Source organism: Paenibacillus sp. G34, from assembly GCF_056856875.1.
The window spans coordinates 1823989-1848925 of record NZ_CM166469.1 but is presented as its reverse complement, the minus strand read 5'-3'; the positions used below and the strand labels follow the sequence as shown (position 1 = coordinate 1848925).

Genomic DNA, 24937 nt, shown 5'->3' with positions numbered 1-24937 from the left:
CTACTCTTCATCCTCTCTTTACAAAGCAGGAACTGCCCCGCCGTATAATTCAAGTGATTCATTTACAACAACAACAGCCCCACCATCCGGGCACGCATATACTCTGGTTTGATAATTTTGAGCGTATTCTCTGAATGATTGCATCATTTCTTCCGAACGATCCCAATGGGGTGCAAACTCGAAATCTACAAGAGCAAGAGCTTGAAGATCAGTCAAACCGATATGATTCTCGTCTGCATCCTCACCGTATCCAGCGATTTGAATCGTAGGTGTCATCAGGATACTGCCCGCGCTAACCCCAATCAAAATACCACCGTCACTGACATAGGAACGTAGCTGTTCAAACATATTTCGTTGCTGTAGCAAACTTAGAAAATAAAACGTATTTCCGCCAGATAAATGAATCGCGTCACATTGGAAAAGAGAGTCCAGCATGCTTTCCTCATACTCGGTATCCAGATCATAATACTGCACATCTTCCATCCCAAACTGGCGATAAAAACGCCGAGTGTGCTCGACATAAATGCGCTTTGGGTCGGAACAGGAAGGGATGTAACCGATTGAAGGCTTTTTGTGCTGAAACAAACTTCGAATTCTCTCATTCAGTTCATCATTGGGCTCAAAATACAGATCGCTAAGCAAAACCAGTTTACGCTGTGCCATTAGAGTAACCCCTCATCTTGTATTAGGATGTGTCTTAGATCGCTGCTGTCTTAGTCCATTCCATGCTTCTTAAAATCTCTGTCCAAAATGGAGAAAAAACACTGGTCCGTCCACGTATTCCGCCACCATAACTCTTCCTTGAAAATAGCTTCTCTTGTCATGCCTACATGTTGCATTAAAGCCGCTGACCTTACATTTTCGGCATTACACATGCCCACGACCTTATGTGCCTTTAATTCGTCAAAAGCGAATTGCAGCAATAACCGGGTCGCCTCGCTTCCGTACCCTTTTCCTGAGTATTCAGGCAGCACTGCGAAACCAATCTCCCAGCTTTTGCGAAAATCAACGTAACTCCACATTTGAACGATACCCACTGGTGTATCACTGACATCATTCAAGCGACGGATAACAAAATCATACGCATACGGTGTCTCGCCCTCAACAGGGAAGTGACTCCGGTACTTCTCCTTCACATCCTCTTCATTCGTTTCCACACTTTCCTCATAAGTCCACAAGCTTGCATCACATTCCAGTTTGCATATAAAATCCATATCCTGCTCGGTTGTGGTCGTAATTTTAATCTCTTGTCCGATGAATTCCATAATCGTTTATAAAAGTTAAACTAAACTAGTCTCCTTTTATATCTCCTCTCTAAAAATAATGATATACAAGTATGATCAAAAGGATTAATAGCGTTACATATTGGAGCTATTGCAATTGCCCATTAATATATCTACGATGGTTGCTTGAAGCATCTTGTATCCACAAATCCAGTTCAACCCTGCTTACATAAAACTGATCTTGAATTTTGATAAAGGGAAACATTTTCCCCTCAAAGTGGTGAAAAGCACTCAAACTGCTCTGCTCGGTCTTAATAATGCTCATGACCTGATCTTCATTCATGCCCAGATATGCAGCCGTCTCTTTCAAGGTCAACAAAACCTTGTCAGACAAGAGCGCCTGCTGTTCCACCGTCTGATTCAGAGTTCCATTACTTGGATCTTTGTCCTGATTCATGAGCAGTACAGAGCCAATAATAAATGAGACCCCCAAAATAAAACTGGCTAATAGTATCGAAAATGAAAGGGAAATGGACTTCATGTGAACCCCCTATTGATTCAGAATGTACCATTCTATTTCGAAAGATCAGTCACTAACGATAAACTGCCTATTTCCTATGTAAAAGGCTCAATATCCATAAATCGCGTGACATTTGCATTAGCAACATGTTCAAAAACACTTTCTCGGTCTGCCAAAGTTAATTCTCTCATATACAGTCTTTGTGTCTCCTTCGGCTGAAACAGCGTCACCATACATTTCTCCTTCTCGAGCTAAATATTGCGGACTGTGTAGTAACCTGCTTCTCCCAGAAAATCATCTCTGGTTAAATCATGCTCACCTAACAGCACTCTGTAATTCGTAATCGTACCATCATGGGACACGATGAACGTATGACCCATCTGTTTTCTACACCACTCGAGAAATTGCTCTGCTAATCGCGTGAACTGTTGTGCATTCATTTGATTTATGCTTTCTTCCCAAGCTTCTACTCCAACATCTATGCATTGCTTATCTGGATATAATACGCTGAGTTCTGCCCTAGAATAGATCTGATCGCAGCCTAAAGGAGTAAACTTTGGATCTTGAGGAAACATTCTTGGGCCAACCACGGGGCTGATTACCACACTAACACGCTTTCTCGGCGTTAATAATGCTGCCGTTTCAAGGGTGCGTTTCGTTGGACTTACCACGAGGGTATCGCTAGATTCCATCGTGATGTTTTTACGTAAGGTTACGATCTGAGCTTTCCCCTGTTCAGTCAACCCCGGGTGTAATCGGTTAAGTTCGTTCGGATAATTCAACAAATGCTCTGCGTGACCATGACGAATAAATGTAATATCCACTCGCTACCCCTCTATTTCTGAATGAAGTGCTTGGTGCCGCTGGCATCACGAAGATTAATGAGTTCTTTTCGCAAAAAAACAGGATATATCTCCATATGATCAAGCTCCTGAATTGGAAACCAGCGAAACGTTAATTCACCATTGCGTTCCAAACCATTAAACTGTGGTTCATTATAAAAGGAATGCCCTTCGGGCAAAGAGATCACATAGTAGAATCCCAATTCATGCATCTGCTTGCCGTCGTACTCATAAAAGTCTTCGCAAACAAATGCCAGCCTCTCTACCTGAATAGAAACGCCAAGCTCCTCCATCATCTCGCGTCGAATTGCATTCTCTGTTGATTCATTCATCTCCACCCGCCCACCAGGCAAGTTCCAGAAATCGTCCTGCTTCGCCTGATGTAAAAGAACTCTGTCCGCATCCATTACGATACCGGCAACACGAAAGTTAAATCGGCTGTTTTCTTGCATATACGATATGTTTCTGTTCAACGCATCCGTCATCGAGCCGCCCAACCCTCAACAAACCCATTCTGAAATCCGTTTACAAACGATGGAATAAACAACACGACTAGTAGAAGGAGGCTTGCGAACCCCCACCTGATGAATGATTTACGTTTACTAATCGCACCCAAGACGAATAACATTACCATTACAACAATCAAACCTATCTCTACAAATTCCATCATCTTATATAACCTCCGTTATGTATCATTCTTAGTTGCCCTATAGTTCTACCAATTACTCATAAATTTTGCCCATATACATCATCTGAGCACATCGCTTCCAAGGGTTATCAGGCTTCTCATAATGCGTTAATCCGTTCACGGATTCCTGCCCCCAATCTGCCGCAGCTTCCAAAAATGATTTGATCGAATCATTTTGCCATTCATCGGGACAGGCTTGCCGATCTTTGCTCAAAGCAATAAGGAAAGCAATAAAAGTTGCCTCATCCTGCACCTCATTCACAAGTTCAAATAATGTCTTCTGCACCGCGTTCTGCACCTTCTTTCATGTTGTACTTGTTAATCGATGTCCGCAATGATCCATTTCGCAGTATCACCATCTGCTTTCCATTTCCAAAACACCATGGTGGAGCTGGACTCGATTTCGTCTTCGTCCACTTCCGTAATCATTACAACACCTTGATAGAGCTTTTTTTGTTCCGTAATCGTAATGTCACCCATGGAAGTGATTTTACGAAAAGTATAATTCGGCATGTCGGAGATCGGAGATTCCGGCGCAAAGAGGCTCATATATCCCTTTTCATCCTGTTCATATAAGTAACGCATATGCGTATTCATTAGTTTGACAATTTCCAGCTCATCACCAGAATACTTGCTCTCATCTACATATTCGGGCGGGGCAACTTCATCTTGTGGCGTAGAGACTGCTGATTCATCTCCATCCACGGTTAATTCGTCATTCGTACTTACCGAGACCTCCGGTTGTTGTGTATCCTCAGGCTCTGTTTTACTCTGACAAGCCGTTACAAGCAACAACATAACACCAAGGATCAAAGCTAACCTACGGATCATTCCACTTCACCCCCAGTTCGTTTTCAACCGACAACTTCCTGTCACTGTCAAATTTTCTCCCAGGTACATCATAACCCATAATGTGGGATTTGCGAACACTATGGAAACACATCAACTTCCAGACCACATCCCTCAATCATAAAAAAACACGCTGCCTGCATGGATATCCATGCTATATGCAAGCGCGCTGGTTCAATTATTTAATTTACAAAACTATTTAATATCGCTGTGCCCCTAACTTGAAGCTCCTTCCCCTCCTCATCTTTCAAAAGATATTGGTAAGTTGATAAAATGCCCAACTTTCGTGAGTGTCCATTAACAAACAGTAGCTCCTTCTCACCATCAACAGTTTGCTCTGTGAACCTTCTACCGTCATTCAGATCATATGAAACAAGAATTCCATACTCACTTTCAAGCCAGGCCTCAAAATCTCTTTCATTTGGATTCGTTAGTGCCAAAATGACAACCACCAGAGCCATTACAGCAACGCCAATCTGTAATCTTCTGCTGCTAGTTCTAGTTTTCCTATGCTGCATTACCATCTTTGCTGGCCTCATTTCGTAACTCTTCATATCATGTTAAATGAAAATCAAATACCTCTTTACCTCTTTCTTATCTATTGAGCAACCCTTCATCAAACCATACGTCCTCATAATCCTCGGCAATCAAGAACCTCCATCCCGGAGCAAGTCCGAGATATCGATTAATCTTCTCGTCCCATTCATCAATATGAGCAACATGTAGCGGTACAAAGAAATCATCAGCTGCCGAATATTCCTCGGCCCAAATGTACCAGCCCGTCGTATCGCCTTCTGGCTGAATTCGCATCCCATGGGTAGGCTCGCGTTTCTCCTTTACGTTCCAGGCAATCCCTACCTTCAGATGGGGTTCACTCGGGACGTAATCTGCATTGTATTTCTCACACAGTTGCTTCTGTACGTGTATAGTGCTCTCCTGCTTCACAATCTCCCTCCATCCTTGGCATCAGATGCCGTAATAGCCTCTGTATCCTGATAACCATTCGTCTTTGGAAAAATCCACAAAATCGTACGGCTCGCACTTCTTGAGATAAAGCACCTGATCATGCGCTTGTTCGCCGCCCTTTTTTTCCAGATACACGATTGTTTCTTCAACACCTGCGCCGCAAAGCAGCTGCACATCAATGTAACTACCTGCGTCCTCATTTTTTCGTTTGGCTTGCCAGATCAGTTCAGTGTCCTCTACGTTCCCGATAGCAAACAACATGATGCACAGCAGTTTCAATACCTCATGATCCTCTGCTTCCCGGTTCTCCATCTCTTGTTGCAGCAGCCTACGAATGAATTCCCGCTGTTTCTTGTCAGGCTCCAGTCCGTATACTTGCAAAAGCTCATCTTCATTCATAGCTGTTCACCTGACTTACTTCAGAATGTCGTTTAATTCTTCCGCTTTTTTCCTGCTATCCATTCTAGCATAAAAATAAAACGCAATAACATGCAACACGATTGATAGAAGCCACATTCCCGGGAACCAAGGCGCAATCAACTCAAACATCTCTCTGGAAAACAACCAAATGATGCCCATGCCTCCGGCAATGTTACCTGTAGAAGAAATAACGATGTTCCATATCGGCTTCAACGTAAAATGGTTCCAAAGCGCGCTATACATCACCCCGAACAGCAACGCTGCAATAAGCGAAATGCCTGCCACATTCCACAGAAACGACATTTGGATCGGCTGATCGCGATAGAACATTGTCAGCAGTAGAATTAACCAGAGTGTAGTGACTGTAAATACTTGAAAAAATGAATGTTTAAGCTGTTGGATCATGATAATTTCCTCCTAAAGTTTTGGATATAAAACCGACTGACGGAGTAGCTGGAGCCGTCGCTCAGATTAACCTGAATTCTGGCATGTTCAGCAGCTGAAAAGTTGCTAATATGTGTGGTGTTGATCATCGTCTGATTGTTGATTCGTACGAATGAAGTATCTTGAAAATCTTTTTCCACATATTTTAGACGTTGGTTAAGCAAATATCTCTCTCCTGTGACGACACGCACCCCGCACATGCGGTCTTCCGATTCAATGGCAATGACACTGCTAAGTCTAATCCTCACCTGACGATTGTTTTTCGCCTGGATCACGACCAGTTCCGTCTCGGATTGACCAATTGCTTCCCGAATACGATCCCACTTTGGCTTCTCTGCAGGATGAGTTACTATTTTGGCCTCGTTAGGCTGCATTTCCTGATCCTCTTCAAATATGACTTTCACACGTTGCCCTCCTCTCACCACTCATATTACATATCTGAAAAGACACTTCCCACTAATTTGCGTTTTGTTGCATGAACCCGTAGTTGTGTTGCATTAAAAATAAAAAAACTACTCTTCAGAGTAGTTTTACGATCTTTTGCTCGTTTTTCTATGCCTCTGCCTTAACCTCTAAAACCAAGTCCTGATGCTGCCGTACCCACTCGTTCATCGTTGTGATCGCTTGCTGTGAAGCCTGCCGATATGCTGCGTATAAACGCTCCGTCTGCTGAAGCAACTGAGGGTCATGTTCCAAATCGGTTGGCGATACTTCGTGCCATGTTTCTCCGGATTTTTTTGCATCCGTTATAAGAGCTTCAATCTCGTCCAGTACATCAATCATCTCATTCAAATCAAAAAATTGCATGCCTTTCCTGATCCCGCTCCAGCTACGCAGATCAATCATATTATACGCTGAGAACCAATAAAACTCAGCCAGACTTGTGGTGTGATTGTGATATGAGTAAAACAGGTATAATGCTTGTTGCCCTTCGTTTAGCCGCATGTATACCTCTTTTTTGGCTTCCATACTCTGTCCGCGGACGGAGAGCAGCATCGGTTCAATACACAGCCAGCTTAGTTTTTGGGAATTTAAATCTTCTTTTCTGATCTCAGCCTTCATTATTTACTCCTCTCTACTCACTCTTTACTTGATTTGAACAACTCGGCCAATTCGCTCATAAGCATCCATAGGGAACTCATAACTCCATCGAGTCTTATATTCCTCTAAACCTAAGTCCTTCAACTTACTGAATTCCCGGTAAAATAATTTCGTTAGCTTAACTAAAGTTAATTCCTCTGATATCAACAAAGTCCCTTCTGTGACCACCTGTGAGCTAAAATTGTCATGCATCTCGTACACCATAAACCGTACCCGTGCCTGAGCGATTTTCTTGATTTTAAAACGGTATTCCCCTGGCTCCGTCTGCATCACCATGACAACTTCTTCCGCACCTCTATGTAGGGCAATGAGTTGCCTAGCCATATCCCCCAAGGCATCCGACAACCAGGAAACTGGAATTTCGATTATTGCCTGTGGTTGAGATTCAATCTCTATATCCAGCCAGCCATGTGGTTCGAGCTTCATCTTGATGTCCATCTATGTTGCCTCCCTACCTCATACTGTAGTGCAATATATGCTGAATACCGTGGTTGCCCATTCGGGTCAATCCAAGGTCAAGAAAACCAGATTTTACATACAACTGATATGCAGCCTTGTTTGCCTCATTCACAGCGAGAATGATTTCGTCAATCTCTGGATGAAACTCACGTACCCAATCAGGCAGTTGCTTCATGGCATCCAGTGCATAACCTTTCCCTTGATATTGCTCCGAGATCGACAGCGCACGAATGAGTATTTTGTGATCCGATTCCGCAGGCTCCACGTATTCTGACCCTTTATGTAAAACAAAGAACCCTACAGGCACAGCCTGCTGTAAAATAACAACCGGATCTTTGTCCGGATTGATCATAGCCTCTTCGATCACCTCGGCAGGCAATGCCGTGAAGTGAACTTGTTCATTTTTCAGCGTAAACCGGGTTAAATCCTGATGATATTGTTCTTCATAATGCACCAAACGAATAACTTGCCCCATCCTGTTTCGCCCACTTCCTGTCTGTCTTGCTACGTTTCCAAATGCTCGTATACGTCCCATTCTTTGAACATCGTACTCAAATCCGAAGCAGTCTTCTGGATAAAAGACGATATAGAGTCCATCGTTACTATATGTAAATCATCCTCAGGCTCGTTGTCCCGATTCCTGAAAAATCTAGCTTTTCTCCCCTATACTCGTGCACCTCCTGTACTGTCAGGCCACCAAACTCATATGCCTTTGCTGTATTCAGTTGATCTAACCATGCCGGAGCACCGACATATTCTCGCAGAATTCTGAACTCCAGCTTTTTCACATCATGGGTGTACACACTTCGTCCATTCGGGTCAGCTTCGTATGGTGGATAAATATGATAAGTCCACTCTCGATCAGTGTATATATGGGCGATGTAACCGCATAGATATTGTGAAAATTGAGGGTCTTGCTTCATGCGTTGTCTGTTAGATTCAATCACCTGCTGAAAATCAACATCTGTAGGAAATTCATGTTCAACAGCCATCAGGTGAGTTTTTGCCTTTTCACTTCGTATGTTCGTTCTCACATGAATGGAATCCGGTGCTAAACTCCCCAGCAATAGAGACGGAGATGGATGCGAACTGATTTCGGCTGCAACTGCAAAATGAACCATTGGCCAAGGCAATTTAAGCCCTCCTTTTATCCAAAAAATGTTATGATTTCAATGACGAAGCAGCGTGGCTTCACCTTGCATCAGGTCGATAAATACAGGCTGCTGAACCTTGTTGATGACTGACAAATCGATCTCATCCAGCTGATGAAACACAAGCTGAAGCGATTCTCTTTGTTCATCTTCAAACAAAAGCGTTCTATGATCCGCGGCCATGCGGCCAGCCAACTCTGCAGTAACATTAAACAGAAACATGACAAATACGACTTCATTTCCGTCAGGATATGTATAGTTCATTCTTTCACCCGTGTATATCGCGGCCAATTCGTAAGAAATCACCTCCAAGCCCGTTTCCTCTTTCACTTCCCTGATCATCGTCTCTTCGATCTGCTCACCGGCCTCCATACCGCCCCCAGGTAATCCCCAATTTCCATAATCCGATCTTTGTTGAAGCAAAATTCTCCCCGCATGGTCTCGAATAATAGCGCCGCCTGTTACGATAATGCGTCTAGTCATCGCTTTCCCCTCTTTCAAAGTTCTGTCTTCTTCATGTCTTTCCGCACAAACAAAGAAACAACAAGCGCAACGGAACTTATAAGCGGTAACCAAGCCATCCAGCCCATAATAATGAGTATAGGTGCCAGCATCAGAATGACTCCGAAAAACACCATCAGACGTAGCTTTTTACTAATGCCTTTGGCCGTCCAGATCAGCCCCGTGCAAGAAAGTACGATCAATAAAGCAATGTAGTATCCATCCATCCTGCTTTTCCCCCTTTGAGAATAAAATTAGCATTTTGATGAACAGTAAACTCCGTTTATAACATTCGTTATCCGATCAAGTAATCGACCACCGGGTACGAGATCACATTGCGATCCCTGTATGTGGAGGATATGGCCTCGGGATGTGTGCTAAGAATGCCGTTCTGTAACATCACGGGTCTGAATCCACGCTCCATGGCACCATTGTATGTGAACAGGACACACTCCTCTGCGGCAAATCCGGACACGATGAGCAGTTCAACGCCCAGATCTTTAAGTGTCTGCTCGAGATCGGTTTGCCAGAATGCATTAGAACTCTCTTTGGTGATCGTAATATCTTCCCCATCCACATCAATCTCGGGAATAACCTGATACTGCTCAGGTTCTGCTCCCTCCATGCCTTCCACATCTTGAACATGGACGACCACATGGTCATTGGAGCGAAGCACGTTCGCGACATGATTAATATATTCGCAGGCATGGTCTATGGCCTTCTGATCCATCTTTTGACGCACAATGCTCTCTTGCATATCCACAATTAACAATCCTGTTTTCATCCAATCTCTCCTTCTAATATCCAATCGTTTAATTCGTAGTTCTGCCTGTCGTTATCCAGTTAATCATCCCTAAACAATTCATGCAGCATTCGATCCCGATTCTCCAGAAAGCTGCGAGTGATCTGATAATGATCTGTATCCTCATACCTAATTTCGTGAATATGTCCGTCGTCAAAACTTAAAATATTGGCCCCCGGATACCCGAGCAGAATGGGCGAATGTGTCGCAATGATAAATTGCGAAGTACTCGACAAGTCATGAATAATCCTCAGCAACGAGAGCTGCCGGGCTGGAGACAAAGCAGCCTCTGGCTCGTCAAGCAGATAAATCCCCTTGGAACTGAAGCGGTTGATGAACAAGTTAAGAAAAGACTCCCCGTGCGATTGCTTATGCAACGAACGCCCTCCATAATATCGAAGCGATTCCGGCATCTGATCGACATGTGATGCAAATTGATAGAACGATTCCGATCGCAAGAAGAAACCGTTTGCCATTTTAGGCAACCAGGCCAGTCTTAGATAGTCCCCTAACGAGGACTCTGATGCATGTGTTTCAAACACATTATTTCGTCCGCCTCCGGCGGTATTAAATTCACATTGATGAGCGATGCCTTCAAGCAATGTTGATTTTCCAGATCCATTTTCACCAACAAAAAACGTAACGTTATTGCTAAACGCCAGTCGCCCCATGGAATGAATCGACGGGATACTGAAGGGATATTCCCCAGGTTGCTCAATCTTGTCTGACATTAATTCAACACTTCGAAGATACATGATCTACCTCCTGCCATAGGTTCATTCACGTTAACCCCTATGTCCATCGTACCCTATAATCCAATATTTTGGAAACCGCATCAATTGAAAAAGAGCGAGCCCGCTCGCTCACTCTTTATGTTCCTTTTCCATGTAGCTGTACACACTTGTTCTCGACAAAGCACCGTATTTAAGAACTAAAACAGATGCACACGATCCTGATCCTTAGGCTAATTAAAATACAAATCTTCGCTGTGCCCAGTAGCTGAACACAAAAATTGAAATTTCCGTCAGAATTTTAGCTGCCAATAGCGGAATGATCAGTTGTTCATTATACAAATATAACAAACCGTAGTTTAGTAGTAGCACAAGCACCACAAGCGAGAAATATTTCGGTAACGACTGCCCGATCTTGGAGCCCCTACCTACGGAAAATACATATTTGCGATTCATGGTGTAGTTGAACATGGAGCTACATAGCCTTGCTGTTACGACGGACAAGAATAGATGGTGTGTGAGATACTGCATGATAAATAATAATCCAAAATCAATCAGAGCAGATAGGACAGAAGACGTACTGAACATCAGAATCGGCATGTATATGCGAACCGAGTCTGCCAAAGGACGGAAATGGGATGACGCATTGTGGTCCAGATAAACCGTATCAATGAATTCTTCTGTAATTTCATAACCTTCCTTATGTGCGGTTAGCAGCATGTTCATCTCATACTCAAACCGTTCTCCGGGAATTAGGCACAGCCAGTCCAGCATGGCATATGGAAAACCACGAAGTCCCGTCTGTGTATCATATACCTTACTGCCTGTTGTCAGCGAAAATACAGTACGGGTAACACGGTTACCGAAACGACTTCGGACAGGCACCTTACCTGTAAAGCGACGACTTCCTAATACAATGCCGGGGCTTGTCTGAGCAAGCAGTGTCTCAAAGATGCTGCGAATATCATGCGGCAGATGTTGCCCGTCACTATCTGCGCATACGACTCCGCCTTGCGGTCCATGCTCTCTAATATATTGGAAGCCGGTCTTCAGCGCCCGGCCTTTGCCCCGATTGACCTCATGTGTCAGCACTGTACAACCGTACGCCTCAGCTGTCTCGAAAATTCCACGGTATTCAGCCCCGCTGCCATCATCCACGATCACAATAGGCCCAAGCTTAAATGTCTGCAACTGCATAACCAGATTCAATAAACGAACGTCCGGTTCATAGGATGGAATAAGGATCGTCATATTATTGTGCCTCCGTCAGATACAGAATGTCACTTACGCCACGCTCCTGATTACGTCCCAAAGGAGTGTTCACGACCCTGCCCATAAAATACATAGTGGATGAACCACCGCCGTCCAGGTTATATGCCTCGGTTGTGCCCAGGTCTTTCATCGTCTGGGCAAGTTCAGCCAGCGTCATCCCCCGGCTGTCATCCTGTCTCCCATCGACCACAACGAACACATAGTGGTTTGGAGCGATCATCCCGATCGCTGTTCGTGGATTCGCATCCTGAATGGAGCGATTGCCAAAGTTATTGTCGATTTTCACGCGACTGAAATCACTTGTAATTTCACCATTCTGTACTAGAATCGGCCCAAAGGATAATGTGTTCGTTACTCCTTCTGCCAGGAGTTCAGTAGAAGAAATATCATTTTCGTTGTACGTTCGGATTGTCCCGTCATTAAACAGGGCTAACGCATCCCTCGTCGGGCTATCACGATACAACACACCATTACGGATAATGACACCATCATCACGGAATCCGTAGTAGTCTCCGTTTATCGCAAAGATCGCGTTGTTTGCTTCGGCAATCTCCGATGTGTCCTCCGTGATATTGGTGCCAAAACTATTGTCCGCCAGCGCAGTTCGCAAACTGCTCGCGTCCTTCGCCTGTACATCAGCTACATAATAGGTAATCTGATCCGAGCTGGAGCCTGTCTGCACCTTCTGAATCTGTATCTTTAGATCATCACTGCTGTAACTCCAGTCATCTGACGTTGCATGTACACCCGTTTCAGTCGTTGTAGAATTGGTAGCCGAAACGCCATCAGATGCAGCATCCACACTTGAACGAGTAACTGCCGCGTTATCATCAGCCACAACTATCTGTACATGCCGAATCAAATATCGGTCAGCCAGGCTGTACAGAATGCTACCTATAACAATGACAGCCACAAGGGTAAAGGTAAGCCACCTGCGTTTTTTTCGGGAAACAGAAATGCTATGTTGGTCTTTCCGATTGTGTTTTTCAAAGAGTTTGCTCATGTAACATTCACCTCTCCAGATTCATTTACGTTCTAATGTCATATTAGGACCGGTAACTTAAATGAATCTGAAACGAAAAAGGCCTCCCGTTTCCATTAAAGGAAAGTAGAAGACCTCAAAGTTGAAGTTAGGTATATCTATTAAAACAATGCATCATACGCCGGACAAGGCCGGTTTTTGAGAAAATCCGTTAGTGCAGCGGGCTGCTGCGTATAAATATCCTTCAACGATGTACCACTATAAATGTTTCCAATCACGACCGGATGACACAGCTCACAAATCAGAATGTCCCCGTTACCATGCAAGTGTAATTGTTTGGTACCATCCACACAGTTCGAAAAATACACACCTGGCTGTTCACGCAGATTCAATTGTTCGGCAAACCGATCCATACATGTAAAATAGAGCGTTGTATCCGGCTTTTTATGTTCGATTAACGCCTTGACGGATTGAACCAACGACTCTTTGGAGACAATCTGGCTCCAGTCGGTGTGTGGCATCTTGATGCTGTTCTGAATCTCATGAATACGCACACCCAGATCATAAACTTTATCGCTAATCGCCAGCATCTGGTCCTGATTGCCTTTGAACAGCAACGTTTCCAGTACGGTTTCCAAACCCAGCTCCGTACACAGACGGATATTACGCTCTAATCTCTCGTACATGCTTGGATGCACACGGTAGTAGGTAGCGTAGGACTCCGCATCAGTGTAATTGAAAGAAATATGAATGTTGGACAAGCCAGCATCCCGTAACGCCATGATTCTGTCCTCTGTCAACAGACTGGCATTGGTGTTCAGTTGTGTATCGATACTATGCGCAGCACAGTACGTTACAATGTCCAGACAATCCTGGTATTTCAGCGTCACCTCGCCGCCGGACAGGCGAACCCGCTTGAGGTGCGGAAGATCACGAATAATGTGGATAACCTCTGTACTGCTAATACACTCGCCATCGTCTCGATTATAGGCGCAGCAGTAGTCGCATTTATAATTGCAATTCGAAGTCACTCCTACCTCTAATCCCTCCAGCTCGTATACGCCGGAAGTCTCCAGTTCAAGTGCTTTGTATTTGTTTTTGATTGTCATAACCCTTCCCCCTACTTATCTTTCAGCATTTCAAATCCACGTCCTGATAACCTGAAAATTATAGTGGAAGATATTCCGCAGGGGCTATGACATTATATACGTTCAGGAAGGGTTAGGCCTAAGAAATCATTCTTATATGTTGCCTCTATGAGCCTGTAAAATCAAGGCCACAGCCTATTCCTTTGCCAATGTCCTTCCTGCCAATTATATTGAACGCGTATATGTTTCCGATCAGTATCCCCCTGCCAAAACTCTACCTCCTGTGCATGTACAGCATATAACCGCCAATGAGTCGCAGCGAAATTAGGGTTCTCCTGAAGCCGTATCTTCTGAATTTCAATGGAATCATTCAACTCTTCCTCACTATCCAATAGCTGACTTTGGCGCTCCGTCATGGCTACTGCTTTGGCTCCAGGATTACGTTTCCGGAAGTCCTCTGCCCCTGCTCCGTCTCCTTCATCTTGAGCAATTCCCCTGATTCGAATCTGTCTTCCTAATGAAGGCCAGTAGAAGGTAAGTGCCACCCGTGGATTATCCTTCAGCTGCTTGCCTTTTCGACTGTCCAAGCTGGATGCAAAATAGAAGGTATCCTGAATCATGTTTTTCAAAATTAACACCCTCGCATCCGGATAACCATGTTGATCTACGGTAGAGAGCGTCATGGCATGGGGCTCTTTTACATTATTTTCGATAGCCAGTCTTAACCATTCCAGAAATAACTCTCCCGGCTGATCCGGTAGTTGTTCCATATTCCAAATGGGGAATGGTCCAGATAAAGATGTTAATTGACACAACAGATCTTCTGCTTTACTGCTCATCTGCCTGTCTCCTTCCTTATCGTATTGTCTAGAATTTAGCTGTTTACGATTTCAAATGATAAATTGTATTTGTGTCTACTATACTCCAGCCATCCTTTGTTTTCTCAATTGTATGAATACTCGTGTTGTCGATCGGATAAAAACTGGACGTATTGCTCCATTCCTTGTTAGCAAGCACATAATACAGAATATTGATTACCCCTCCGTGGGTGACGAGGAGAACATTGGATTTCATCTGCTTCGCCTCAATTTGCATACATAGGTTCTCGAACATGTTTCTAATTCTAGTATAAAAATGACTCGGAGTTTCTCCGCCCGCAAAAGCAGTATCCATCTTGAGCGTATTAAAATACACTCCAGGATACTTTTCATCCGCTTCCGCATGGAGCATACCCGCCAATTCACCATTGTTCATCTCACGCCAGTCGGCTGTATAGAGGCCTTGGATACCCAATGACTCTTCAATCGCGGCGCTTGTTTGCACAGCACGAGGGAGATCACTGCTTATCACCGTTTGAATATCATACTGCTCTGCATGTTCATACAGATACATTCCTAATGCTCTGGACTGAATAACACCTGCTTCAGTAAGTCCCCTTTGGCTCCAACCGCCCCGATAACCTTCTTCATCCGCACCATGTCGAACCAGAAAAATCTTCATTGCCTTCTGTCACCTCTCACTGTCTCATCATTTAACGAACAAATGTGTTCTGCACACGTTCAGACTTCCTAAAATACGGAATCCAAATTGCACAAGCAATGACAGAACGTGCAATGTCCCGAATTGAGCTTCCATCTTCGAGTTCTCTTGCTATCGGAATTTGATAGAGCAGCAGATAATCTACAACTCCAACTGCGAGGCTTAGACTGTAAAAAATAATCATCAGACGTGGAAGGATTGCTTTTTTCCGATAGAAAGCAACAATGACGTACACTGTAAATACCAGAAACAAGAGGTTGAAAACAGTTTCAAAAATAATTACCGGAGCCCAAAACGGATGGTACAAGCCTGAGTCCTTAGCAGTTAGAACCTCCCATGTCTCTTTGTTTAATATGGTTAACGTAGATTGGTTGATCTGTACCAGGAGCATAATTACTGTGAACCACAGCCCAATCTGGATAAGGATCAGCCAGCCTCCGAGCCCAGACACACCAAGTGGGCGGTGTTCTCTCATGGATTCTTGTAATGGTTCTTGCTGCATTTCTAACACTTCCTTCTCTCATGTTGTTATAACCGCTGCAATTCGATTCCATATGTATAAATACGCTATAGATTTCCTTCCTATTTCTCGCTCGAAAGCGATCTATCCCTCCCTATAAAAATTGACACAGCTTCCTTATTGTACTACAGGAGAGAAAAGAGGCATACCCATGATTTTCTCAGCTTCCTTTTTCGGAATCGTTATACTTTCACCATGTTCCGTCCAGTCTGCGCATGTCATAATTCAACATAACAACAGCAGCCTGCGATGCTGCTTAGGATTGTTTATAATAATGAAGGAGGTTTTAGCTATGCCTGAACCAAAATTAACGTTACTGCCTTTTGCCGATATTTCCAGTTATACCGAGGGTTTCGATATCGTCTCCGTACAGTGGGGACATGATGGCCTTGCATATATACTACTTATTAATCAAATCCCTGAACGAAAACAAGGTATGTTTGTGCAAACCAAATTAAAGGAGCCCTACACGTATAAAGTGCTGATCGTATCGGATCAATATATCCAGGAAGTCGTCATCGGGGGACAACAATATTACTATCATTACGTACAGCCCTTACAAGAACATCTGCTGCTCGTTGGTGCGCGCTGTACCTATTACGGAAACAATCAATATGATCTGAATGCCAAAGTATGTGATATGGAAGGCACAACGATTCGTGAATTTTTGCTAGGAGATGGGATTCAGAGTGTACAGGTGACGGAGCGTGGAACGATCTGGACCAGTTACTTCGATGAAGGTATTTTTGGTAACTATGGCTGGGATCAGCCTGTTGGAGAGACTGGATTGCTAGCCTGGGACGCATACGGGAATGTACTCTATAAAAATAACAGTGCCGACATTGCCGACTGTTATGCACTTAATGTGGTGAACGAAGAAGAAGTCTGGTTCTACTACTATACTGAATTTACACTTGGCTGTATTTCGGGAGGAGTCCAACCGGAGTCTACTCGAGTGAACTTCCTGAATCCAAATATATCAGGTTCCTCCGGTTTCTGTACGGATGGATATCACTTCCTGTTTGATGGCGGGTACGGGAAGCATGGAACATTTATATTCAAGAAAATGCAGAAGCCTGGTAGCCTTACCAAGGGAACGAAGTTCCAATTGCTGAACGAAAAAAAGCGACCTTTTCAACAGGCACGACAGGATTTTCGTCAGGATCGCCTGCTACTGAGTGAGGGGAACTTGCTGTATCAAGTAAAGATGGAAGAACTATTATCTGTTATAGGGTAGCTTCCAATCAGCTGAGGAATGAGGAAAACGATTAGAAAAAAGCTTAAGGTCATACTTTAAAAGACAATCCCTCTTCCTCCAGCGATTTACGCAATATGGGCATAGATGAAGGCCCGATCCCATGTAGCTTTAGAATCTCCTTCTCCGTATACTCGGCAAGTTTCGGTAAAGTCGTTATTCCTTCTGCTTCAAGTGCACGTCTTACTGGAGCAGACAGTAGACTCATAAATCCCGCTGTCGGTTTCCTTTCCGCCTCACACTTGGGGCAAGTCGAACAATCACTTTTTTTAACAAAAGTATGGCCCTTCTCACATGTTCGCCGTGTTCCTTTATTGGTTGTCATTTGGACTTTCCTCCTCTGTAACCTCTATATCCATGAACTGTTTTAATCTGGGGAGCGTTTTCTCCAAAAACCTTTCTTTATTCCTAATCTGGATATATAGCACCATGCCATCCGGATCTTCCGGTTCCAAACCATGTTCTTCTGTATAGGACAGATAACTATTGAACTGCTCGGGCACAGTGCCTTTACTAACGATAGCACAACTAAACCAGAAATCCGTTAATTCTAGAGCATTAATGATCTCTTTTTTTGTCTCTAATGCATACCATATAACATTTTTCAAATGCTGAGGTATATCAACATGCTTCAGCCACAACTTATTTTGATACCTCACTCTTGGATGAATGAAGTTCTGTACGGTTTCAGGATACTCTGTCAATTCATACTTCGTACACATCTCATATAACAACTCTTGAATTTCATTTAGCAAGCTAACTTCCATGTCGTCTAGTTCCTGCTTGCGAAACTCTTCTATCCATTGTTCATTGGTTAGATTTGCTTCTTTACTAGAGGATTTACGCTGTAATACTTGGACTACACTTGTTGCTAATTTGTGATCTGGGTCCCATAATACATCCGCATGGAAATGTTCTAGATTCATTTTCGAAAAAAATGCTTTATGCGGCTCTTTTGTTTTGTCGTATTCTATGAAATTAAATAATATCTCTTCATCGTCTTCCTTGAACGCTAAGATGAGTTCAGCGATTTCGGCGTTCGGCCCGTAGCCTAATTCATAGCCGATCTCCAGTCTGATGGAGTTCGATTTTAGAAATAGTTTCACTGCTGCACATCCTTCTTTATCCGTTGACATATGGGCTTTCTCCCGCCTTACCTCACTGGATTCCTGGCAGTACTTTATAATGCCATCCATGATGCTACCTTATGTTCAACCATTGAGGAAACGTTATATAGAGTAGAAACAGTCTATTATTCAACCTGAAGGAAGAACTGCATTCCGAACTCTGCAAAAATGGCCGCATACTTTTTCTCAAAGATTGCCCAGCGATTTTCCGCTCCGTATTTGGCCTGCAACTGCTGTAGATATTTCTGAGCAGTCGTCGTATCCCCATTTTGCAGCAGGAAATGAAAGGTTTCTTCGCTTAAATGCAGTGCGGTCTCCGCCATATAATATTCCACAATCTCTCTTGCGCTGGTTATGTTCTTCATGTATTCAACGGCGTCTTCCAGGTCGGACAGTAGTTCTTTTGAAAAGGTGATCGGGTCGGTGTCAGGTGTCAACGAGTAGCGGTCTGGGGCAGATGGGACAATCTCTTCAATCCTGCAGGTCAGATGAGCCTGCTCCCCCATCGTTTTACCGCCTGATGTCATAGACTGCAACTCCGCCAACTCCTTGGAATGAATCATGCAGTTAACATAGAAGCGAACGTGACTGGCCGTATTGCCTTGGGACTTCTGAATGTTGAATCCGTAAATAAGATCTCCCTCGACTCTTCGAAAATTCAGACCTTTTTTGGTATAACCGTGACGGGAAAACAAAGGTTTTACTTCATTTTTGATGATCTCTTTAAACAGCTCCTGCAAAAGAAATCCCTCCTCTATGCCTCGATTTTGTAAAAATACGGCCCGCACATGGATTCATGCGTATGCACATATGTCCATGTGAATGCCTTGTCAAAAATATAGATATCCTGCTGCTCATCAAAATCGGCTGCGGCGACTGTGCTGGCATTTTCGTAGACCTGTATATATGGTGAATGCTGATACATCACATATAAATCAATTTTCTCCTCCGCATCGAAGGCCGCTCGCGCTGCCTCTCCTTCCAAACACTCCTGCTGTTTGTAACTAAACATATGCCATTTGTACTGGCTGTAATGGATCGCTTCTTTTAAAACATCATCGAGGTTATGGGCAAACACCTCATCCCAGCGTTGAACTATCCCCTCCGATTCCTCGCACAACTCGGTCACTTGAACTCCCTTGTCCGCAATCATTTTCTCATACATATATTTGCGGTACACCATTTCAACTCGTGAGTAGACCATGTTGAGTTGCCTTTCCGGCAACACATCCAGCATACGATTAATCTCTTCTCGAACCATGGGTAAACCCTCCCTTTATGTAGATACTTTAAACTTACTTTATAGAAATCCTTATCGTGTACGGAGAAACATATATCTGCTAAGGCAGCAATTTCATTAGAACCGAACGGGGAATCACTCTACATTGCAAAACTGCAACAACACTCTGTGTCTGCATCAGCCTTTTTCTGCTTGTCGCAGCACATAGGCCAGTTCGTACATCTCGGCAATATCATGCCGATTCTGATCCCGGAAGCGCCGTACGGCTTCTTCGATCTCTACGATCTCAACCGCCACCACCTGCTCCCCATCCTCGGGATTAAGCGGCTCACCAACCAACTCCACATCTCCGTAACCAATCACCCTGACAAAATGCGGATGCGGAATATGCGGACGATATGGCTCAACTGCACTGGACGTACAGTGGAATTGTCCAAAAACCTGATAAGAGCGTAGCTCTGCACCTAGTTCTTCCATCAGTTCACGTTTCAATCCGTCCATGTAATGCTCTCCTGCTTCCAACGTTCCTCCGGGCAGTTCCCACAGTCCGTTATCCAGTTGAAACACGACACACTGTTCTCCGACAAACGGAATAATACTCACATTACTCACCAATGTCTCGTCTATTTGCTCGCCTAGCCTAAACTCCGCCTCAATGATTCCCCAGTGGATCGACGTGCTCAGTGCCGGAAATTGTTGTGCATCTATGCTGTTCATTCGCATCCAATCCTCTCCCAATGAAATTCATGATGTACTGTCATCCATTCGTAGCCTGAATCTTTACCTCAACGAACACGCCATTCCCTTCCAATTATAGTCGAAAACACAAAAAGAAGGCCACCTCCTGGCAGGAGCTGTGACCCTCTCATCGCACTGAAACTCACCGTTCAGCTTTATCTCTCATCAACTTATTTCGCCGAAATGTACATTTACAATCCTTTAACGCGCCACCAGCTTTCCCTTTTCCAAAAAAAGAACCCGGCTACAGAGCGGCAAAATCCGCTCATCATGCGTAACCATCACCGCACTCTTGCCCTGCTCCTTCACGAGCCGAGCAATCGTGCCTACAATATCCAGCCCGCGCTCCGCATCGAGGCTGGCCGTCGGTTCATCCGCCAGTAGCACAGCCGGATCATTCATCAGCGCCCGCGCAATGGCAACGCGCTGGCGTTCCCCGCCGGACAGCTTGTCAGTGTATGCTCTGCGCCGGTGAGAAAGGCCCACCGTCTCCAGTAGTTCACCTGCCCGGCGCTCGGCTTTGCTTTTGTCCATACCCGCAAGCTTCGCTACTACTAGTAACTGTTCCTCCACCTTCAGGTACGGAATCAGATTCGCACTTTGAAAAATAAATCCGAGCTGGCGCAGCCTTACATCCGAGATGTCTGTTTTACTTTTGCCCATAATCGAAGTACCGTCTAACAATACCTTGCCATCCGTGGGTTCGAGCAGTGCCCCTGCAATAGACAGAAATGTACTTTTACCGGAACCCGAAGGTCCCATCACCGCGACAAGTTCCCCTTCTGCAACCTGTAAATCAAGCTGATTCAGAATGGTACGCTGGCTGCCACCGTCATCAAATGTCTGTGTGATTCCTTGTAATTCCAGCCGGTTTCTCATGCTGCCGTCCTCCCAATCGCATCAAGCGCATCAATTTTGGTAACCTTCCACACCGAGAACAACGAACCCGCCATCGACATCAGGATGAATAACACACAGGTTAATGCAAGGGTGGAAAATCCTAATTGAAAAGGCATCGATGCAGGCAAAATGGATTCAAACAGCCGCACGAGCAGCACACTGATCATCAGACTGCCCACAGACAGCAGCAGCACTTGCAGCGAAACACTGCCTGCCAGATAAGCGTTTCGGGTTCCAATTGCTTTTAAAATGCCGAATTGACTGGTCTTCTGAATCGTAATAACGTAGAAAAATACCGCAAGCACAAAGGCCGAGATAACATACAGGAAAGCAATCATCATCAATAATGAGCCCTGCTCCTCCTTGTAACCTGGAATGGCGGATACTGCATCCGATTTGGTGATGATCTCTGTCTTAGGCAATGCAGCGCTCAACTTGCTCACTTGATCATCCGTACCTTTGACCGCGATGGCATTGTATACTGGCGCGCTCAGTGAACCAGATGGAGTCGATGTACCGATTGCCGTTGTATTGCTCGTTGCATTTTCATTGCCAGTAGCACCCGTGTCCGCTTTAGTGCTCATGCTTGTTCCAGCACTAGCTTCAATCGTACCTGTTCCCGATTTCGCTTCTACTCCACCTGTTGTAGGAGATGCCTGCACCGTACGTGATCCAGCTTGCAGCGCAAGCCATTCCTGCTCATTCATAAACACCACCGGAGCGTGACTGAACGATTCATTTTGCACAAAACCACTAACGGTCCACTCCGTTCCCGAGGCTTGATCCACCAGAACCGTACCGATCGTGACGCCGGATTTTGCCAGTTTCTGATCGACCACTACCTGCCCTGCGGACTGATCGTTGATTGCTTTACCTTCGGTAACCGTTGGCGCCAGCCAGCTTCCCGGGTTCACCATGAATAGGGGGACATCGATCTTCTTGGTATCGTCCGCTGGACTAACCGTGGTCATTCGGACCCCAAGCGGTTCCACATTATCCTGCCCAACAACAGCACGTGCCTCATCCAGCTCCTGCTGGCCCACCTGTGAACGAGTAAATCGATGATTCGAATCCTGTTCGAGTATAAAATGGGTTGCTGCCATATTTTTAATCGAAGCCGCGTTATCATACGACAGCCCCTGGGCAAGTCCGGTTACAAACAACACCAGAAACGAAACTAGCACCATGATTGTCGCAATCAAGGCGTATCGTCCTTTTGCAAACCTCATTTCCCGTATAGCCAAGTACATATGCTCTGACCTCCCTCTTGATAACCCAAGTATAGGAGGTGAAAATGAACGGAAAATGAATAACACATTACATCTGCGGAAGCGTTACGGTAAAGAGCGTACCTTCAGCTGAACTGGACACCTCGATAGTACCATGATGGAGACGAATAATTTTCTGCACAATCGCAAGGCCCAGGCCAGTCCCACCAGATGAACGTTCACGTGCATGATCCGCCCGGTAGAAACGGTCAAACAGAAACGGCAGATGTTCGGCTGAGATTCCATCTCCAGTATCCTGAATATACACGACACACGCTTTATCCAACTGCTCTGCCCGAACCTCAATGCTACGGCCCTTCGGCAGATGCTGCACTGCATTACCAAGCAAGTTCATCCAAACCTGCATCAGTAACACTTCATTGCCTGTAATCTTTATGGATTCCGGTACAGACATGCGCAGGGATAACTCTTTCTCCTCCAATTGCCATTGCAACACCTGAACCGCCTGACGGAATTGGCCTCTCAGCGCGAAAGTAGTTTGGGTTTGCGTCATATCATCATGACCCTGTTCCAAGGAAGACAGGAGTAACAATTGTTTACTGAGCAACGAGAGATGCCGGCTCTCTTTTTCAATAATGGATGCATAGTGCGCCCGTTCTTGCTCCGGTAGTTCCCGATCCGCCACCAATTGCGCAAATCCCTGAATGGAAGTTAACGGTGACTGGATTTCATGCGATACGTTCGACACAAACTGTTGCCGCGCCTGATCCACCCGTTCCAATTCACGGCTCATCGTCATAAAATGCTGGGCGAGCTGCCCGATCTCGTCACGTCTTGCTGTATTTAATTTCAGATTATAATTGCCTTGCGCAATGCGTTTTGTCGCTTCGGACAGCCGTTCAATCGGATTCACCAGATAACGCGTACTAAATAGGAAGATCAGTACACTGATACCCACCGTTAATGCCCCAATGAGCGCAAAGAAAATCCGTAACTCCCCAAATTGCAAAATAACATCGGGACGCATGAACATAGCATAGCGAGCATCCCCCACCTGTAGCGGAACCCCCACCGTATTGCTTAATTGGTTGTCAAAAAATCCGGTAATAAACGGTTGGCTCGGAAACTCGGCCACGCCATGATACACATCGCCGCCCAGGACCAGACGAACAGCCTGCCTGTCCAACTCCTTTTCGCGGAATTCACGGCCGTAAAACTGATCATCGCCTTGACCATCGGTGACATAGATTTCGTATCCTAATGCCGCTGCATTGTGAAGATATCGCTCTACCGTATCCGGCTCAGGCTGCTCTTCGGCAAACTTTTTCATCTCCATGGCGATACCGACCAACTTCTCATCGTTAAAGTCTTTGAGTTTAGCGTGATAATAGATGTTGGAGAAAAAGAATCCGAACAAACTACTGAAGATAATCACCGCCACCGTAATGAGAAATATGCGAACGTATAATGATCTCAATGCGATTTCACCTCGATTTTGTATCCAATGCCCCGCACCGTCTGAATCACAAAATCATCTGCATACTCGGCAAAGCGGTCACGCAATCGCTTGATATGTACGTCGACCGTTCGGTCATCTCCTTCATAGTCTACGCCCCACACGAGCCGAATCAGCTCATCCCGGGAGAACAAACGCCCCGGAAACTGTGCAAGCTGGGACAACAGTTCAAACTCCTTCATCGGCAAAAATAAAATCGACTGCCCGTCACTCACCTCTACATTGTTGCGGTCAATCACGATCCGGTTCATGCGAATCATATCGCTGGAAGTCCGATGGTATCTACGAAATAACGCTTTGACTCGATACACCAGTTCCTCAGGATCAAACGGCTTGGTCACATATTCATCCGTGCCCCGTAGGTAGCCTTCCTTCTTGTCCGCAAGCTGATCACGTGCGGTCAGCAACATAATAGGAATGTCGTAATGCTGACGAATGTAATCACACAGCTCTAGTCCGTTCATGCCTGGCATCATGACATCAAGGATCGCGAGATCGATCAGTGTCTCCTGTATGATTTTGACCGCCTCCACACCATCCTGTGCTTCATATACCCGGTATCCCTCCTTGGTCATGACATGGCGCAGCAATGCACGAATATTGGCATCATCGTCTGCCAGCAGCAGATGTTTCATCTCGTTGTCCGCCCTTCTATAGTGATCCTGCCCCGATGGTAGCACAAATGCGAAGCCATTAGCCAGTGCAGCTAAGTGGTGCAGTTGACATTACAACTGTCTGTGTGGATGCATGTTTATATTTTCGCAAATCTGGTTGACACTACTATGAGATCGAATTATAATAAGCTCACAACATATGAGTTATTGCTCATATGTT

Annotated in this window: 36 protein-coding genes; 1 reads left to right on the top strand and 35 read right to left on the bottom strand. The window is 44.9% G+C overall.

The annotated features are described in order from the left end of the window. Positions 1-18: 18 nt before the first annotated feature. From AC1VYS_RS08405 to AC1VYS_RS08280, 26 genes are all read right to left on the bottom strand, one after another. On the bottom strand, positions 19-663 hold the full coding sequence (locus AC1VYS_RS08405) for a Type 1 glutamine amidotransferase-like domain-containing protein (protein ID WP_482913850.1): 645 nt from the start codon (positions 661-663) through the stop codon (positions 19-21). Between the two features lie 50 nt (positions 664-713). Further along, positions 714-1265: a GNAT family N-acetyltransferase gene (locus tag AC1VYS_RS08400; protein WP_482913849.1), complete on the bottom strand. Its 552-nt coding sequence runs from the start codon at positions 1263-1265 to the stop codon at positions 714-716. Positions 1266-1371: 106 nt separating this feature from the next. After that, complete coding sequence (locus AC1VYS_RS08395) at positions 1372-1764, bottom strand: hypothetical protein (protein ID WP_482913848.1); 393 nt, start codon at positions 1762-1764, stop codon at positions 1372-1374. A 230-nt stretch (positions 1765-1994) separates the two neighbouring features. Further along, complete coding sequence (locus AC1VYS_RS08390) at positions 1995-2567, bottom strand: histidine phosphatase family protein (protein ID WP_482913847.1); 573 nt, start codon at positions 2565-2567, stop codon at positions 1995-1997. Between the two features lie 11 nt (positions 2568-2578). Further along, positions 2579-3037, bottom strand: a complete 459-nt coding sequence (locus tag AC1VYS_RS08385) for an NUDIX hydrolase (protein WP_482913846.1) — start codon at positions 3035-3037, stop codon at positions 2579-2581. A 270-nt stretch (positions 3038-3307) separates the two neighbouring features. Continuing rightward, positions 3308-3559 carry a DUF7660 family protein gene (locus AC1VYS_RS08380; protein WP_482913845.1) on the bottom strand — a complete coding sequence of 84 codons (252 nt, stop codon included), beginning with the start codon at positions 3557-3559 and terminating at the stop codon, positions 3308-3310. Between the two features lie 32 nt (positions 3560-3591). Further along, a complete protein-coding gene (locus AC1VYS_RS08375) occupies positions 3592-4104 on the bottom strand; it encodes a hypothetical protein (RefSeq protein WP_482913844.1) in 513 nt (170 codons plus the stop codon). A 200-nt stretch (positions 4105-4304) separates the two neighbouring features. Continuing rightward, a complete protein-coding gene (locus tag AC1VYS_RS08370) occupies positions 4305-4676 on the bottom strand; it encodes a hypothetical protein (protein ID WP_482913843.1) in 372 nt (123 codons plus the stop codon). Between the two features lie 40 nt (positions 4677-4716). Continuing rightward, positions 4717-5067, bottom strand: coding sequence for an immunity protein Imm33 domain-containing protein (locus AC1VYS_RS08365; RefSeq protein ID WP_482913842.1), 351 nt, complete (start codon positions 5065-5067; stop codon positions 4717-4719). Between the two features lie 21 nt (positions 5068-5088). Next, the gene (locus AC1VYS_RS08360) at positions 5089-5487 is read right to left on the bottom strand and encodes a hypothetical protein (protein WP_482913841.1); all 399 of its coding nucleotides are present in this window, start codon (positions 5485-5487) and stop codon (positions 5089-5091) included. Between the two features lie 15 nt (positions 5488-5502). Then, complete coding sequence (locus AC1VYS_RS08355) at positions 5503-5913, bottom strand: hypothetical protein (RefSeq protein WP_482913840.1); 411 nt, start codon at positions 5911-5913, stop codon at positions 5503-5505. After that, a complete protein-coding gene (locus AC1VYS_RS08350; RefSeq protein ID WP_482913839.1) occupies positions 5910-6356 on the bottom strand; it encodes a LytTR family DNA-binding domain-containing protein in 447 nt (148 codons plus the stop codon). The genes AC1VYS_RS08355 and AC1VYS_RS08350 overlap by 4 nt, the downstream gene beginning before the upstream one ends. A gap of 148 nt (positions 6357-6504) precedes the next feature. After that, the gene (locus tag AC1VYS_RS08345) at positions 6505-7014 is read right to left on the bottom strand and encodes a hypothetical protein (RefSeq protein WP_482913838.1); all 510 of its coding nucleotides are present in this window, start codon (positions 7012-7014) and stop codon (positions 6505-6507) included. A 24-nt stretch (positions 7015-7038) separates the two neighbouring features. Continuing rightward, entirely contained in the window at positions 7039-7491 is a 453-nt protein-coding gene (locus tag AC1VYS_RS08340) for a hypothetical protein (protein WP_482913837.1), read from the bottom strand. A 13-nt stretch (positions 7492-7504) separates the two neighbouring features. Further along, complete coding sequence (locus AC1VYS_RS08335; RefSeq protein WP_482913836.1) at positions 7505-8047, bottom strand: GNAT family N-acetyltransferase; 543 nt, start codon at positions 8045-8047, stop codon at positions 7505-7507. 67 nt (positions 8048-8114) lie between these two features. Further along, a complete protein-coding gene (locus tag AC1VYS_RS08330; RefSeq protein ID WP_482913835.1) occupies positions 8115-8645 on the bottom strand; it encodes a hypothetical protein in 531 nt (176 codons plus the stop codon). Between the two features lie 36 nt (positions 8646-8681). Continuing rightward, positions 8682-9146 (bottom strand): NUDIX domain-containing protein, encoded by a 465-nt coding sequence (locus AC1VYS_RS08325; protein ID WP_482913834.1) that lies wholly within the window; start codon positions 9144-9146, stop codon positions 8682-8684. Positions 9147-9160: 14 nt separating this feature from the next. Then, the gene (locus AC1VYS_RS08320) at positions 9161-9391 is read right to left on the bottom strand and encodes a hypothetical protein (protein ID WP_482913833.1); all 231 of its coding nucleotides are present in this window, start codon (positions 9389-9391) and stop codon (positions 9161-9163) included. Between the two features lie 68 nt (positions 9392-9459). Next, positions 9460-9948, bottom strand: a complete 489-nt coding sequence (locus AC1VYS_RS08315; RefSeq protein ID WP_482913832.1) for a cysteine hydrolase family protein — start codon at positions 9946-9948, stop codon at positions 9460-9462. Positions 9949-10007: 59 nt separating this feature from the next. After that, entirely contained in the window at positions 10008-10721 is a 714-nt protein-coding gene (locus AC1VYS_RS08310; protein WP_482913831.1) for an AAA family ATPase, read from the bottom strand. A 213-nt stretch (positions 10722-10934) separates the two neighbouring features. After that, the gene (locus tag AC1VYS_RS08305) at positions 10935-11948 is read right to left on the bottom strand and encodes a GtrA family protein (RefSeq protein WP_482913830.1); all 1014 of its coding nucleotides are present in this window, start codon (positions 11946-11948) and stop codon (positions 10935-10937) included. 1 nt (position 11949) lies between these two features. After that, positions 11950-12972 carry a phosphodiester glycosidase family protein gene (locus tag AC1VYS_RS08300; protein WP_482913829.1) on the bottom strand — a complete coding sequence of 341 codons (1023 nt, stop codon included), beginning with the start codon at positions 12970-12972 and terminating at the stop codon, positions 11950-11952. A gap of 140 nt (positions 12973-13112) precedes the next feature. Continuing rightward, positions 13113-14060 carry a radical SAM protein gene (locus tag AC1VYS_RS08295; RefSeq protein ID WP_482913828.1) on the bottom strand — a complete coding sequence of 316 codons (948 nt, stop codon included), beginning with the start codon at positions 14058-14060 and terminating at the stop codon, positions 13113-13115. A gap of 161 nt (positions 14061-14221) precedes the next feature. Continuing rightward, positions 14222-14878: a pyridoxine/pyridoxamine 5'-phosphate oxidase gene (locus AC1VYS_RS08290; protein WP_482913827.1), complete on the bottom strand. Its 657-nt coding sequence runs from the start codon at positions 14876-14878 to the stop codon at positions 14222-14224. 43 nt (positions 14879-14921) lie between these two features. Continuing rightward, on the bottom strand, positions 14922-15539 hold the full coding sequence (locus tag AC1VYS_RS08285; RefSeq protein ID WP_482913826.1) for a histidine phosphatase family protein: 618 nt from the start codon (positions 15537-15539) through the stop codon (positions 14922-14924). Between the two features lie 31 nt (positions 15540-15570). Beyond that, on the bottom strand, positions 15571-16080 hold the full coding sequence (locus AC1VYS_RS08280) for a DUF2569 domain-containing protein (RefSeq protein ID WP_482913825.1): 510 nt from the start codon (positions 16078-16080) through the stop codon (positions 15571-15573). Positions 16081-16390: 310 nt separating this feature from the next. Between AC1VYS_RS08280 and AC1VYS_RS08275 the strand changes: the two genes are divergently transcribed. Beyond that, positions 16391-17335 (top strand): hypothetical protein, encoded by a 945-nt coding sequence (locus tag AC1VYS_RS08275; protein ID WP_482913824.1) that lies wholly within the window; start codon positions 16391-16393, stop codon positions 17333-17335. Between the two features lie 49 nt (positions 17336-17384). On the opposite strand, the gene AC1VYS_RS08270 is transcribed toward AC1VYS_RS08275, so the two are convergent. The 9 genes from AC1VYS_RS08270 to AC1VYS_RS08230 form a co-directional block, all read right to left on the bottom strand. Next, complete coding sequence (locus tag AC1VYS_RS08270; protein ID WP_482913823.1) at positions 17385-17678, bottom strand: RNA polymerase alpha subunit C-terminal domain-containing protein; 294 nt, start codon at positions 17676-17678, stop codon at positions 17385-17387. Next, the gene (locus tag AC1VYS_RS08265) at positions 17665-18489 is read right to left on the bottom strand and encodes a hypothetical protein (RefSeq protein WP_482913822.1); all 825 of its coding nucleotides are present in this window, start codon (positions 18487-18489) and stop codon (positions 17665-17667) included. The genes AC1VYS_RS08270 and AC1VYS_RS08265 overlap by 14 nt, the downstream gene beginning before the upstream one ends. Positions 18490-18605: 116 nt before the next feature. Continuing rightward, positions 18606-19220 carry a DUF4304 domain-containing protein gene (locus tag AC1VYS_RS08260; protein ID WP_482913821.1) on the bottom strand — a complete coding sequence of 205 codons (615 nt, stop codon included), beginning with the start codon at positions 19218-19220 and terminating at the stop codon, positions 18606-18608. Between the two features lie 14 nt (positions 19221-19234). Further along, complete coding sequence (locus AC1VYS_RS08255) at positions 19235-19741, bottom strand: DUF4275 family protein (RefSeq protein ID WP_482913820.1); 507 nt, start codon at positions 19739-19741, stop codon at positions 19235-19237. A 156-nt stretch (positions 19742-19897) separates the two neighbouring features. Continuing rightward, entirely contained in the window at positions 19898-20443 is a 546-nt protein-coding gene (locus AC1VYS_RS08250) for an NUDIX hydrolase (RefSeq protein ID WP_482913819.1), read from the bottom strand. 216 nt (positions 20444-20659) lie between these two features. Further along, positions 20660-21337 (bottom strand): ABC transporter ATP-binding protein, encoded by a 678-nt coding sequence (locus AC1VYS_RS08245; protein WP_482913818.1) that lies wholly within the window; start codon positions 21335-21337, stop codon positions 20660-20662. After that, the gene (locus AC1VYS_RS08240; RefSeq protein WP_482934500.1) at positions 21334-22608 is read right to left on the bottom strand and encodes an ABC transporter permease; all 1275 of its coding nucleotides are present in this window, start codon (positions 22606-22608) and stop codon (positions 21334-21336) included. The genes AC1VYS_RS08245 and AC1VYS_RS08240 overlap by 4 nt, the downstream gene beginning before the upstream one ends. Positions 22609-22675: 67 nt before the next feature. After that, a complete protein-coding gene (locus AC1VYS_RS08235; protein WP_482913816.1) occupies positions 22676-24064 on the bottom strand; it encodes a sensor histidine kinase in 1389 nt (462 codons plus the stop codon). Next, positions 24061-24738 (bottom strand): response regulator transcription factor, encoded by a 678-nt coding sequence (locus AC1VYS_RS08230; protein WP_482913815.1) that lies wholly within the window; start codon positions 24736-24738, stop codon positions 24061-24063. Before AC1VYS_RS08230 ends, AC1VYS_RS08235 begins: the two co-directional genes overlap by 4 nt. Positions 24739-24937: the final 199 nt, after the last annotated feature.

Excerpts from the sequence above, each read along its gene's own strand:
- AC1VYS_RS08405 (WP_482913850.1), bottom strand. The coding sequence starts at position 663 with ATGGCACAGCGTAAACTGGTTTTGCTTAGCGATCTGTATTTTGAGCCC.
- AC1VYS_RS08400 (WP_482913849.1), bottom strand. The coding sequence starts at position 1,265 with ATGGAATTCATCGGACAAGAGATTAAAATTACGACCACAACCGAGCAG.
- AC1VYS_RS08395 (WP_482913848.1), bottom strand. The coding sequence starts at position 1,764 with ATGAAGTCCATTTCCCTTTCATTTTCGATACTATTAGCCAGTTTTATT.
- AC1VYS_RS08385 (WP_482913846.1), bottom strand. The coding sequence starts at position 3,037 with ATGCAAGAAAACAGCCGATTTAACTTTCGTGTTGCCGGTATCGTAATG.
- AC1VYS_RS08375 (WP_482913844.1), bottom strand. The coding sequence starts at position 4,104 with ATGATCCGTAGGTTAGCTTTGATCCTTGGTGTTATGTTGTTGCTTGTA.
- AC1VYS_RS08370 (WP_482913843.1), bottom strand. The coding sequence starts at position 4,676 with ATGAAGAGTTACGAAATGAGGCCAGCAAAGATGGTAATGCAGCATAGG.
- AC1VYS_RS08360 (WP_482913841.1), bottom strand. The coding sequence starts at position 5,487 with ATGAATGAAGATGAGCTTTTGCAAGTATACGGACTGGAGCCTGACAAG.
- AC1VYS_RS08355 (WP_482913840.1), bottom strand. The coding sequence starts at position 5,913 with ATGATCCAACAGCTTAAACATTCATTTTTTCAAGTATTTACAGTCACT.
- AC1VYS_RS08345 (WP_482913838.1), bottom strand. The coding sequence starts at position 7,014 with ATGAAGGCTGAGATCAGAAAAGAAGATTTAAATTCCCAAAAACTAAGC.
- AC1VYS_RS08340 (WP_482913837.1), bottom strand. The coding sequence starts at position 7,491 with ATGGACATCAAGATGAAGCTCGAACCACATGGCTGGCTGGATATAGAG.
- AC1VYS_RS08335 (WP_482913836.1), bottom strand. The coding sequence starts at position 8,047 with ATGGGACGTATACGAGCATTTGGAAACGTAGCAAGACAGACAGGAAGT.
- AC1VYS_RS08325 (WP_482913834.1), bottom strand. The coding sequence starts at position 9,146 with ATGACTAGACGCATTATCGTAACAGGCGGCGCTATTATTCGAGACCAT.
- AC1VYS_RS08320 (WP_482913833.1), bottom strand. The coding sequence starts at position 9,391 with ATGGATGGATACTACATTGCTTTATTGATCGTACTTTCTTGCACGGGG.
- AC1VYS_RS08315 (WP_482913832.1), bottom strand. The coding sequence starts at position 9,948 with ATGAAAACAGGATTGTTAATTGTGGATATGCAAGAGAGCATTGTGCGT.
- AC1VYS_RS08310 (WP_482913831.1), bottom strand. The coding sequence starts at position 10,721 with ATGTATCTTCGAAGTGTTGAATTAATGTCAGACAAGATTGAGCAACCT.
- AC1VYS_RS08305 (WP_482913830.1), bottom strand. The coding sequence starts at position 11,948 with ATGACGATCCTTATTCCATCCTATGAACCGGACGTTCGTTTATTGAAT.
- AC1VYS_RS08300 (WP_482913829.1), bottom strand. The coding sequence starts at position 12,972 with ATGAGCAAACTCTTTGAAAAACACAATCGGAAAGACCAACATAGCATT.
- AC1VYS_RS08295 (WP_482913828.1), bottom strand. The coding sequence starts at position 14,060 with ATGACAATCAAAAACAAATACAAAGCACTTGAACTGGAGACTTCCGGC.
- AC1VYS_RS08290 (WP_482913827.1), bottom strand. The coding sequence starts at position 14,878 with ATGAGCAGTAAAGCAGAAGATCTGTTGTGTCAATTAACATCTTTATCT.
- AC1VYS_RS08285 (WP_482913826.1), bottom strand. The coding sequence starts at position 15,539 with ATGAAGATTTTTCTGGTTCGACATGGTGCGGATGAAGAAGGTTATCGG.
- AC1VYS_RS08280 (WP_482913825.1), bottom strand. The coding sequence starts at position 16,080 with ATGCAGCAAGAACCATTACAAGAATCCATGAGAGAACACCGCCCACTT.
- AC1VYS_RS08275 (WP_482913824.1), top strand. The coding sequence starts at position 16,391 with ATGCCTGAACCAAAATTAACGTTACTGCCTTTTGCCGATATTTCCAGT.
- AC1VYS_RS08270 (WP_482913823.1), bottom strand. The coding sequence starts at position 17,678 with ATGACAACCAATAAAGGAACACGGCGAACATGTGAGAAGGGCCATACT.
- AC1VYS_RS08265 (WP_482913822.1), bottom strand. The coding sequence starts at position 18,489 with ATGTCAACGGATAAAGAAGGATGTGCAGCAGTGAAACTATTTCTAAAA.
- AC1VYS_RS08255 (WP_482913820.1), bottom strand. The coding sequence starts at position 19,741 with ATGGTTCGAGAAGAGATTAATCGTATGCTGGATGTGTTGCCGGAAAGG.
- AC1VYS_RS08250 (WP_482913819.1), bottom strand. The coding sequence starts at position 20,443 with ATGCGAATGAACAGCATAGATGCACAACAATTTCCGGCACTGAGCACG.
- AC1VYS_RS08245 (WP_482913818.1), bottom strand. The coding sequence starts at position 21,337 with ATGAGAAACCGGCTGGAATTACAAGGAATCACACAGACATTTGATGAC.
- AC1VYS_RS08240 (WP_482934500.1), bottom strand. The coding sequence starts at position 22,608 with ATGTACTTGGCTATACGGGAAATGAGGTTTGCAAAAGGACGATACGCC.
- AC1VYS_RS08230 (WP_482913815.1), bottom strand. The coding sequence starts at position 24,738 with ATGAAACATCTGCTGCTGGCAGACGATGATGCCAATATTCGTGCATTG.